At 65.5% G+C, this 8,552-nt stretch carries 10 protein-coding genes and 1 pseudogene; 5 read left to right on the top strand and 6 right to left on the bottom strand.

The window, feature by feature from the left end:
• Positions 1–238 (top strand): annotated as a pseudogene (locus WYO_RS26590) (hypothetical protein); the annotation flags it as partial.
• Here the strand turns inward: WYO_RS26590 and WYO_RS26585 are convergent.
• Positions 235–570: a hypothetical protein gene (locus WYO_RS26585; protein WP_007568553.1), complete on the bottom strand. Its 336-nt coding sequence runs from the start codon at positions 568–570 to the stop codon at positions 235–237. The pseudogene WYO_RS26590 and the gene WYO_RS26585 sit on opposite strands and share 4 nt — an antisense overlap.
• Before the next feature lie 155 nt (positions 571–725).
• Positions 726–1,544, bottom strand: a complete 819-nt coding sequence (locus WYO_RS26580; protein WP_007568551.1) for a hypothetical protein — start codon at positions 1,542–1,544, stop codon at positions 726–728.
• A 559-nt stretch (positions 1,545–2,103) separates the two neighbouring features.
• On the opposite strand from WYO_RS26580, the gene WYO_RS26570 reads away from it, so the two are divergent.
• The 4 genes from WYO_RS26570 (at position 2,104) to WYO_RS26555 (ending at position 3,950) form a co-directional block, all read left to right on the top strand.
• Positions 2,104–2,355 (top strand): hypothetical protein, encoded by a 252-nt coding sequence (locus WYO_RS26570; RefSeq protein WP_007568547.1) that lies wholly within the window; start codon positions 2,104–2,106, stop codon positions 2,353–2,355.
• 149 nt (positions 2,356–2,504) lie between these two features.
• Positions 2,505–2,831 carry an integration host factor subunit beta gene (gene ihfB / locus WYO_RS26565; protein WP_007568545.1) on the top strand — a complete coding sequence of 109 codons (327 nt, stop codon included), beginning with the start codon at positions 2,505–2,507 and terminating at the stop codon, positions 2,829–2,831.
• A 65-nt stretch (positions 2,832–2,896) separates the two neighbouring features.
• Positions 2,897–3,592, top strand: a complete 696-nt coding sequence (locus tag WYO_RS26560) for a Crp/Fnr family transcriptional regulator (protein WP_244424317.1) — start codon at positions 2,897–2,899, stop codon at positions 3,590–3,592.
• A gap of 115 nt (positions 3,593–3,707) precedes the next feature.
• Entirely contained in the window at positions 3,708–3,950 is a 243-nt protein-coding gene (locus WYO_RS26555) for a hypothetical protein (RefSeq protein ID WP_007568541.1), read from the top strand.
• Positions 3,951–5,489: 1,539 nt separating this feature from the next.
• Here WYO_RS26555 and WYO_RS31225 read toward each other — a convergent pair.
• From WYO_RS31225 to WYO_RS26540, 4 genes are all read right to left on the bottom strand, one after another.
• On the bottom strand, positions 5,490–5,798 hold the full coding sequence (locus WYO_RS31225) for a hypothetical protein (RefSeq protein ID WP_128755102.1): 309 nt from the start codon (positions 5,796–5,798) through the stop codon (positions 5,490–5,492).
• Positions 5,798–6,205, bottom strand: a complete 408-nt coding sequence (locus WYO_RS26550) for a hypothetical protein (RefSeq protein WP_007568537.1) — start codon at positions 6,203–6,205, stop codon at positions 5,798–5,800. The genes WYO_RS31225 and WYO_RS26550 overlap by 1 nt, the downstream gene beginning before the upstream one ends.
• A gap of 89 nt (positions 6,206–6,294) precedes the next feature.
• Positions 6,295–7,530 (bottom strand): hypothetical protein, encoded by a 1,236-nt coding sequence (locus WYO_RS26545; RefSeq protein ID WP_007568536.1) that lies wholly within the window; start codon positions 7,528–7,530, stop codon positions 6,295–6,297.
• A 68-nt stretch (positions 7,531–7,598) separates the two neighbouring features.
• Entirely contained in the window at positions 7,599–8,549 is a 951-nt protein-coding gene (locus WYO_RS26540; RefSeq protein WP_007568535.1) for a hypothetical protein, read from the bottom strand.
• Positions 8,550–8,552 lie beyond the last annotated feature (3 nt).

Raw genomic sequence — 8,552 nt, 5'->3', positions numbered from 1 at the left:
GCGGACGATCGAGGAGATCACCGCCAAGGTGGAGGAGGGCGCGCAAGTCTTCCAGCAGGTGATCGCCTCGACCAACCAACAGCAGCTCGGGATCGAGCAGGTGATGCAGGCCTTGCACGGCATCCGGCAAGCGAGCCAGCAGACCGCCGCCGGCACGCGCCAAGTTGAAACCGCCTCAACTAATATCACCCAGTTGGCCCAGTCTCTCATGGCGCTGGCCGAACGATACCGGCACTAACCGCCCGATTGTGCAGCTTCTGCCATGAGGAGCTGCGCACGAGCGATGAACAGGTCGATCTGCACGACGCCGTGGTTGATCGCAGCGATGAGGTTCGCATTCGCGGTATCGATCTGCGCGTCGGTAACCGGCTCCCGTGCACGTAAATCCGCGAGCAGTGCCGTCATCTGATCCCGGTGCCCTCTCAGGTTGATCAGGATCACCTCGGCCCTCGCCGCCTGCAAGCTCGCCGCCTGACCTCGGGCAAGCAGCTCCGCTGCGTTGACATCGACGTGGGCGAGTGCGGAGTGCGCCTCACCTCGCGGACGCAGCGGGATGATCGTTTCGGTCATGGCCTTAGCCCGCCTCGAGCATTGTGGTGCGGTGCAAGCCCGTTGTCTTGATACGAGCAGGGCGCAGTCCAGCGTCAATGGCAGGCTTTATCAACACGTCCTGATCCTTAGCCATGCCTGCAGGTGTGTTCGTTATACCGGCCGGTCGCAGACCCTCACCGCATAGCTCGGCCCGCGCCACCACCCGTGCGAATTCTCGTCCGGCCTGATCGGTCGAGGTCGCCAGCCGCTTGTCGGCAGCCCTTTTTCGGTTCCGCTGGCCTCGTTTTCCCCAGATCTGGAACTTCAGTAGTCGTGCGCTTCGCGGATTTGCACCCTATCCCCTCCGAGGCGGGGTCATGACGGCCCTCCCTTCGGGTAGGGGCAGGCCTGGCGGCATTCCCCTTCCGCACCAGCCGGAGCCAGGCCAGCCACTCCGGCGAGACGATCCGCACGATGTTGGTGTCGTTGCGGAAGCCCGTGATCTGGCGTTCCTCGACGGTCAGCAGGCCCAGCTTCCGAGCCTCGCGGATGGCGTTGCGCACGGTGGTCTCGGCAACACCGACGATCGCCGCCAGGTGCCCAACGGCCAACCGGCAATCCTTTCGGCGGACCACTTCAGCGGCCACGAGGGCAAGCACGCCTTGCTCGGCTAGGGTGAAGCGGGCGGCGATGGCAGGCGGGAGGCGCCCAGAGGCGGCCCAACGGCGGCGGCGCTCCATCGAAGCGTCCGTGCGCGGCCGGGAGCCGACGCCGGGCCTCCTGGGGCTGCTCTGGCGCTCCTGGGGGGCATGCCGATCGGTATGGGCCTCGCTCGGCAGCCGACGAGCCGCGGGCGCGTCCGTGCGTGCCTCGATCAGCCCAGATAGCGACTCAGCCTCGGCCTCCGTGATCTTTCCGTCGCTGTAGGCGCGCCAGAGCGCAGCCCTGACAGCCGGCAATGCGGCGCGCGTAGCCGCCTCCGCCTGCCGGCGGATCTCATCGGCATAGTTCATCGAACCCGGTCCCTTACGGGCCGCGGCTAGGGTCCAGGCAAAGCCTTCCCGTTGACGGAAACAGGTTCCGTCTTGACACCCGGGTGGGTCTCATGGCTTGTGAGGGGAGATCAGTCCGGCCTCACAGGCCCTCGGTTTTTCAGCAGCCTCTTCCTTGCCGGGAAGGGGCTGTTGGCTTTTCAGGGTCTATCTCGCGGCGATGGTCTCCTGAATTACCGGCTCTCGACTCGCCAAGGCGGGACCGGCCGGAACAGCCCATGTCGGCCGGGCGGCACGGTTAAGTCAACGTTGGGGTCCGGCGATGACCGAGCTTGAGAGGGTCGAGGGCGATATCGCTAGCCTGCAAGGCAGCATCCAAATCGCGCAGCTAGCGCTGTCTGATCCCGCGTTGCCTAGTGACGACAAGAGGCGCTGGCAGGCCAGCATCGACCTCTACGAGCGCCACCTATCCGAGCTGCTAGCGGTACGCGACGATCTGCGGTCCTTGGCAGAGGACTAGGCTGCTGCATTCTCTGCGATACAGTTGGATCGCTAATCCAGGGACAGAGCCTTGGCCGAGATGCGGACCGTCGCTGACCTGCGCAGGGCCGGCATCGTCACCAGCCACGAGGTCGTGGCGGCGATCGACGCCTACATGCGGGATCCGGGGATCGGACCCTATCGCTTTGCCAGTGGATACAGCCTCGACGTCGCGGCACTCGTGAATACCTCGCCAGCCTTCGCGATGGTTGGACAGTCCGGATACCGCGAGACCACGTTCAGGACGGTACTCGCAGCGGCCATCATGGCGGCGAACCCGACCCCACCGTGATGCTTGGCCGCTCGGCCCCGCCCCGATCTGCTCACGGGGCGGGGGAGCGTCCGATCTCACCAGCGGTCAGGCCGATACGCAACACGGCCTGTCATCGAGAATGTCGCGGTGCGGTTGCGGTCCGGTGAACGACGCGGCATCGAGCGACCATGATCCGATCCGAGCTCGTCGCCCGCGTCGCGGAGCAGAACCCCCACCTCTACGCCAAGGACGTCGAGGCGGTCGTCGATGCCGTCCTCGAACGCATTGGTACCGCGCTAGCTGATGGGGACCGGGTTGAACTGCGTGGCTTGGGTATGTTTAAGATCCGGAACCGGGACGCGCGTACTGGGCGTAACCCGCGGACCGGCGAGACAGTGCAGGTCGAGGCCAGGGCTGGTGTCCAGTTCAAGCCTGGAAAGGCGATGCGTGCGCGCTTGAACCTCAGCACTATCGACACGGGAGCAGCGTCAGATCTGCTACGGCAGTTGTCGTAAGACAGCTGCATACCGTTGCATACCGACGCTCCATGACATCAACCGCACGACACCCGCTCGACGCGATGATCCGCAAGCTCGGAGGCGCCCACCGGTTCTCGGAGGCGGAGCAGTCGGCCATTAAGAAGTTGCCGATCTCCGCCAGAACGCTGAGCCCTCAGCAGGACATCGTTCTTGAAAATGGTCCCTCGACACAATGCTGTATCATCCTCGATGGGTGGACTTGCTGCTACCAATCGTTCGAGGCGGGCCGTCGTCAGATTTTGTCCTTGCATGTGCCAGGTGACCTGCCTGACCTGCAAAGCTTGCACCTGCCTGATCCAGACTTCGGCATGATCGCCCTGACCCAGGCGAGGGTAGCCTTCGTCCCACATGCAAACCTGCACAGACTGATAGAGCGCTTTCCGGCGATCGGGACGGCGTTGTGGCGCGAGGCTCAAGTCAGTGCCGCGATCCAACGGTCATGGCTAAGCAGCCTTGGCCGTCGGGACGCACGGGGACGCCTCGCGCATCTGTTCTGCGAGCTGTACCTACGGCTTGAGGCGGTTGGGCTCGCCGGCGGCGACATCTTTCCAATGCCGCTCCGGCAGACTGACCTCGCCGACGCACTCGGGCTGACACCCGTTCACGTGAACCGGACGCTGAAAGAGTTGCGGATTGCAGATTTGATCAACCTACAAATTCGTAAACTTGAAATCCTGGATTGGCCGGGCCTCCGAGCAGCGGGCGAGTTCAACCCACAGTACCTGCACCTAAAATAAAACATACCTGAAGATACAGGTTTTTTCCAGGCGACCGTTGAGCCACTGGTTCGAGCCCTGGAGCAACCGACATCGACCTCACGTGTTTGCCTAGCATCGACGTGCCGAGGTTTTGATGGCTCGCTACTTCTTCGACGTGGACGATGGCGATCACAGTCGGGACGACGAGGGGCTGGACTTCGTCAGCGTCGATGCCGCTTGCGATCAAGCGCTTGCGTCGCTGCCGGACATCGCCAAAGGCTGCGTCTCCGAGCGAACAAAGGAAGAGGTCAGCATCACCGTCAGGAATGGAGGTGGCCGCGCGGTTTTCCGCGCGACACTCGTGATCAAGGCTGAGTGGCTGGTCGATGCACCCTAATCATCGACCCAAATCGACGGGGGTCTTGTTCTCTCAAGGATCGGCGCCCCCCCCTTCAACTCTCCTGCAGCGGGCTGCGACGGACGCTGAGCATATAGCGGTCGCCCCTCAGCCCGGTTTGCCGCGATCCGCTCGCGGAGCAAAACAGCCCGGCGCGCGATCGCTACCGCGTCGCAGGTCCGGCAGGGGCCACCACGGCCGGCGGCACGGCATTTGTCGGGATGTTGGCAGGATCGGCGGGACACAAGCCCAATCATAGGCTTCCCACTCGATCGCCGTCACGATCAAGCAGCTACAATCAGACAAAACAGTCGTGCCATGATCGCAAGGTCAACCAACCGCCACGCGTCATCCAGAGGGTCACGCGAGCTGCCAAGCCGGAGCCGAAGACCGAGCGCGACCAGTAACACCGCCAGATCCTGAGCGGCCGCCCGGCTCGGATAAGGCGCGAGAGGAGAGGAGCACCCTCGGCTGGCCTGGACGCAGCCGGGGTTCGAACCCGGCGGCCTGACCGCGCGCGCCAGGTAAGAGCGAGCGACTGGAGGATGATAGAGTGCCGCCCGGCCTACGCCGCGGCGCCCCGCCGAACCCGAACTCGCAGATCGTCCAGCTCACCCCCGGGGGTTCCCGTACCTGAAGAGCGAGGTGGAGGACCAACTCCGGCGTTCGAACCAGAACGGTTCGATTTCACACCCCAGGGGGACCGAACTGGCCCCTAATAGGGGGACTGAACCGCGCCTGGTCCGGGGGGCCGAACCGGCGATGGGGAGGGGGATCGAACGGCACCCAGGTGAGGGGACCGTTCGCCAACCCCCATAATCCTGGAAACATCCACACATCGATCCTCCACCCCTATCCAGGGCCCCCAAGCGGCGAAGGTCGAACGGGTCGCGGGCGGGGCCAGGGTCGAACCCGTGGAGGTGGTCGGATGCACGATGCCCGCCTGCCGGCATCCGGCCTCCTACGTCTGTAAAGGCACGGGGGCGACGTTCTGCGTCCGACACCGTGCCACGACCAACCGGACCGTGCCGATCCAATGCACGACGCCCTGATCCATGCAGCTGAGAGTGAGGCGCTTGGCCGAACGGGATCGGACGGGTATCAGTCCGGCATGACCAAGCGCGAACGACAGCTCCTGCAGGACTGGGCCTGCTCGCGACTTTAGCGAGCAGCAACAGGCTGAGATCGCCGAAAAGGCTGGTTGACCGCCGCGGGTGATCCGGAGCCTCACGCGAACGGCTAAGGCGGAGCCGAAGCCAGCCCGGGAGTAGCATGCCATCGCACCCACCTCCGCGACGGCCGTCCGCTCGCTACGTCAAAGAGCTATTCGCATCGGGGGGCACACGTTGCGACTCGTTCACCTGATGAGGATGGGCAGCACGACCATTCCCGCCGGTCTCAATCCAAAACGTTCGAAGAGCGGCCAAGATCACGCTCAATTCCTCCCGGGTGCCCTTCATCGTGAAACTGCGGGAGTCCGGTGCCAAGGCCATGAGACGTTCAATTTCCTCAGCCATTGCCCGTGCTGCGCCGGACTGATCAGTCGTCATTCTTGACCTCCTGGCAACTGCCTAGCCGTGCCCGCACCTGCGCGACATGCGGCGGCTCGGGGCAGCCCAGCAAGACGCTGATCGCTTGATGGGCTGCCAGCCAGCGCCCGACGATCAGCACCAGATCGGCCCCACCGGCATCGAGGCCTTGGCGGTGCACTCTTTGATGAGCGGCGTGCAGGCGTCGGTTTAGCCACCGCACCCATGCCAGTAAAACAAGGAAACGTGCCATCTTCGACCAAGGCAGGCGCTCAACGGCAGCAGCGGTCGGCGATAGGTTTGGGATGGTCATCGGCATCAGCGCACCCGTGCGAGATCTAGTAGGGCTACACCGGCTGCCGCGATAATGTTTCCGCGCCCACGCCACGGTAGAACACTCGCCTTCACCGGCATCTCGACCACTACCTGCGGCGGCACTGTCTCGGTCGCCTCCTCCTCTTGATCCTGATCGCTCCCACGCAGCCATGTGACCTGACTACCGGTGTAATTCTCGGCGACCGCTAGGGACGGCTCGGCATCGACACCGTTCTCAAAGTCCGGATCACCGTCCATGCGATCGAGAACGGCGATGATGCGGTCCGCAGCGTCGAGGGCGACCTGGGCCGCCGCCTCCAGGCTGGCGCGGATCTCCGGGCCGGTCAGCGGTTCCGACGCTTCCGGAGCGCTCGGTTTCGGACGCGGGGTGAAGGTGAGCACGTCGCCCATGATGTCAGGTCTCGGGGTGTGAAGGGGAAGGCCCGGCGGGATCCGGCCGGGGCGGTACGCACGACGGCAGAAGGGGTGGCGGGTGCCGTTCAGCGCCCTGCCCGTTCGGCCTCGGCGTGGGCCAGTAGGTCCCGGGCGAAAGCCTCGGTCTCGTCGGGGTCGCCGTTCTGGATCACCGGCAGGGCCAGCATCTCCAGGCGGGTCTCGCGGTCGGCGCTGTTCGCGGGTCGACGGCGCCGCGCCTCGTTGTTGGCCGCGGTCTCCACCTCGGTCAAGGCATCGCCGAGCCACTGCATCAGCTTGCCCGGGGTGTTGTGCTCACCGTGGGGGCCCCGGCCCTGACACCGGCCCGTCCAGACCAAGGCGTAGGCAACGCCGCCGACAAGATCCGCAAGGTCGTGGAGCGACTGCAGGTCCTCCAGCGAGGCGGACGCGAAGTCGATCATACCGACGAGGCTGGGCTCGCGCGGCGCTGCCGATGCCGATGTAGCGGCTGGTTTGGAAGCTGAGCTCTCGGCCTGCGGGCTGTGCTGCTCCTCGGCCTGGATTGCCGTAGCACCGGCCACGAGGAGGCGGACACAGGTGGCATCCAGCATCTCGGCGTAGGTTTGCGCCTCGACGCGGGCCGCCTCGACCTGCTTGATCATGTTGACCGGCAAGGTGGAGTCCTTCTGGCCGGCGCCACGAATGAACGCGACCAGTTCGCGCTTGCTCATCCGCAGCATGCGGTCGGCCATGTGCAGGCCGAGGGTATGGGGCGCAAACCGCTCGTGCCACTGACGCGGTGTGCGGATCGGGGTCGGCACATGCACGCCCTCGAAGTCGAGCGAGGCGGCGCTCTCGGTGGTCAGCGGATCGCTGTCCTCTGCGGATGCCGCAGCATCGGACAGGCTGGCGAGATCGCGCAGGACTGCATCGGCCGCCTGCCGGAGCCAGTATGGCTTTGCAGGATCCGGCCCGACGGCAATCTCAGCGAACTCGTCTCGCAGCACCGGCAGCTTGGCGCAGAGATCGGCGACCGATGCCACGGGGAAGGCGAAGATCGCCGGCTGCAGGAGCAGGATCTGCTCGAACAGCGCGTCGCCCTCTTCGGTCTGATCGTCCTGCGTGATCGCCTCATACCGGCGCCGCACGTCGAGCCAGGTCGTGACGAGGGAGAGGAGCTTAGGGTTTGCGTCGAGCGGCCCGGCATCGGTTTTTGGATCGGGGACCGGCGCCGCTTGGGCAGCAGAGGCAAGCCCGGCCTTCAGGTCGGCGGCGCGCTGCTTGAGGGTCGGACGGTCGGCGGCACGGCGGAATGGATTGGACAGCTTGAGAGAGGGCACGGTCAGCCTCCAGGGATCACAAAATGACAGGAGGCGCGGCGAGACGGGCGCCGCGCAGTGGCGGCGTGTCAGGCGTCCTCGTCCATCTCGGCTTGCGCTTGGGCCATCGCCCAGGCTGGCAAGTGCCCATCGGGGCCGGCGTGCAGCGCTTCGTCTCGCTCTCTGTGGTCGGGCTCGTCGCCGAAGCCTGCGAAGCCCGGCGGCAAAGGCTCGCCGGTGAAAGCAAGAACTGCCCGCGTCAGCCCAACGGCGGCCGTAACGGTCGGATCGTTGGATGTGAAATCGGCCTCGACTAGGATGGCGGAAGCAAGCGCCGCGAGCGCTAGTCCGTCGGCAGTCTTGGGCGGCGGCAGGTCGACAATCTCACGGGCGATGGCCCAGCATCGCTGCTGCACGAGCATCGCCGCTTCATGCTTGACCGTCCAACCGGGCAGCCGCGAAGTCACCGGCCGGCTCGCCCGGTCTTCCTTGTAGGAGGTCAGTAGGCGGGCGCGGTACTCGGCGCGTTCAACGGGGACCGCAGGCATCTGCTGCGGCGGCAGGCTCCTCCATGGGGCGAGCGCAATGACTTCCCGCAGGAGCGTCGCCGTCGCGCGGTCGCCTGCGAGGTCGCTCAGCCCGAGCATCTCCCCATCGCTGGCATGGATAAGCCGTGCTTTCGCAGCGACATCATTGAGGTCGCGCGACGGTTCGTCAGCGACGCGCCACAGTACGCCGTCCGCTGTGTCGAGTTCTTGGTGCAGTCGATCATCCGGCCAGTGCTCCTCACACCGTGCCGTCGCCCCGTTAATCCAAGCCAGATGCGCCACGGCGGCATCACAAGCACGAGCAAGGTCGGATGGATCGGGCGCGGGTGCGGCGAGCGTCGGAAGCGGCACGGCGGCAGCTACGGACCCGGCCACGATGGCACGGCGAGTTTGGCCACTGAGGTCGCCGCGCAGGTCGGCGGCGCGCTCCCGAAGGCTCGGGTGCTCGGCATCGCGGCGGATCAGGTTCTTGAGGGAGGTGCGCAGGGACATCGC

The organism is Methylobacterium sp. GXF4, from assembly GCF_000272495.1.
GTDB classification, from domain to species: domain Bacteria; phylum Pseudomonadota; class Alphaproteobacteria; order Rhizobiales; family Beijerinckiaceae; genus Methylobacterium; species Methylobacterium brachiatum.
The sequence above is the reverse complement of the archived record's forward strand: the minus strand, read 5'-3'. Positions and strand labels throughout refer to the sequence as shown.

Bases quoted from the DNA above. Each gene is read 5' to 3' on its own strand.
- WYO_RS26585 (WP_007568553.1), bottom strand. From the start codon at position 570: ATGACCGAAACGATCATCCCGCTGCGTCCGCGAGGTGAGGCGCACTCC.
- WYO_RS26550 (WP_007568537.1), bottom strand. From the start codon at position 6,205: ATGGGCGACGTGCTCACCTTCACCCCGCGTCCGAAACCGAGCGCTCCG.
- WYO_RS26560 (WP_244424317.1), top strand. From the start codon at position 2,897: ATGATCCGCAAGCTCGGAGGCGCCCACCGGTTCTCGGAGGCGGAGCAG.
- WYO_RS26540 (WP_007568535.1), bottom strand. From the start codon at position 8,549: ATGTCCCTGCGCACCTCCCTCAAGAACCTGATCCGCCGCGATGCCGAG.
- WYO_RS31225 (WP_128755102.1), bottom strand. From the start codon at position 5,798: ATGCCGATGACCATCCCAAACCTATCGCCGACCGCTGCTGCCGTTGAG.
- ihfB (WP_007568545.1), top strand. From the start codon at position 2,505: ATGATCCGATCCGAGCTCGTCGCCCGCGTCGCGGAGCAGAACCCCCAC.
- WYO_RS26580 (WP_007568551.1), bottom strand. From the start codon at position 1,544: ATGAACTATGCCGATGAGATCCGCCGGCAGGCGGAGGCGGCTACGCGC.
- WYO_RS26570 (WP_007568547.1), top strand. From the start codon at position 2,104: ATGCGGACCGTCGCTGACCTGCGCAGGGCCGGCATCGTCACCAGCCAC.
- WYO_RS26555 (WP_007568541.1), top strand. From the start codon at position 3,708: ATGGCTCGCTACTTCTTCGACGTGGACGATGGCGATCACAGTCGGGAC.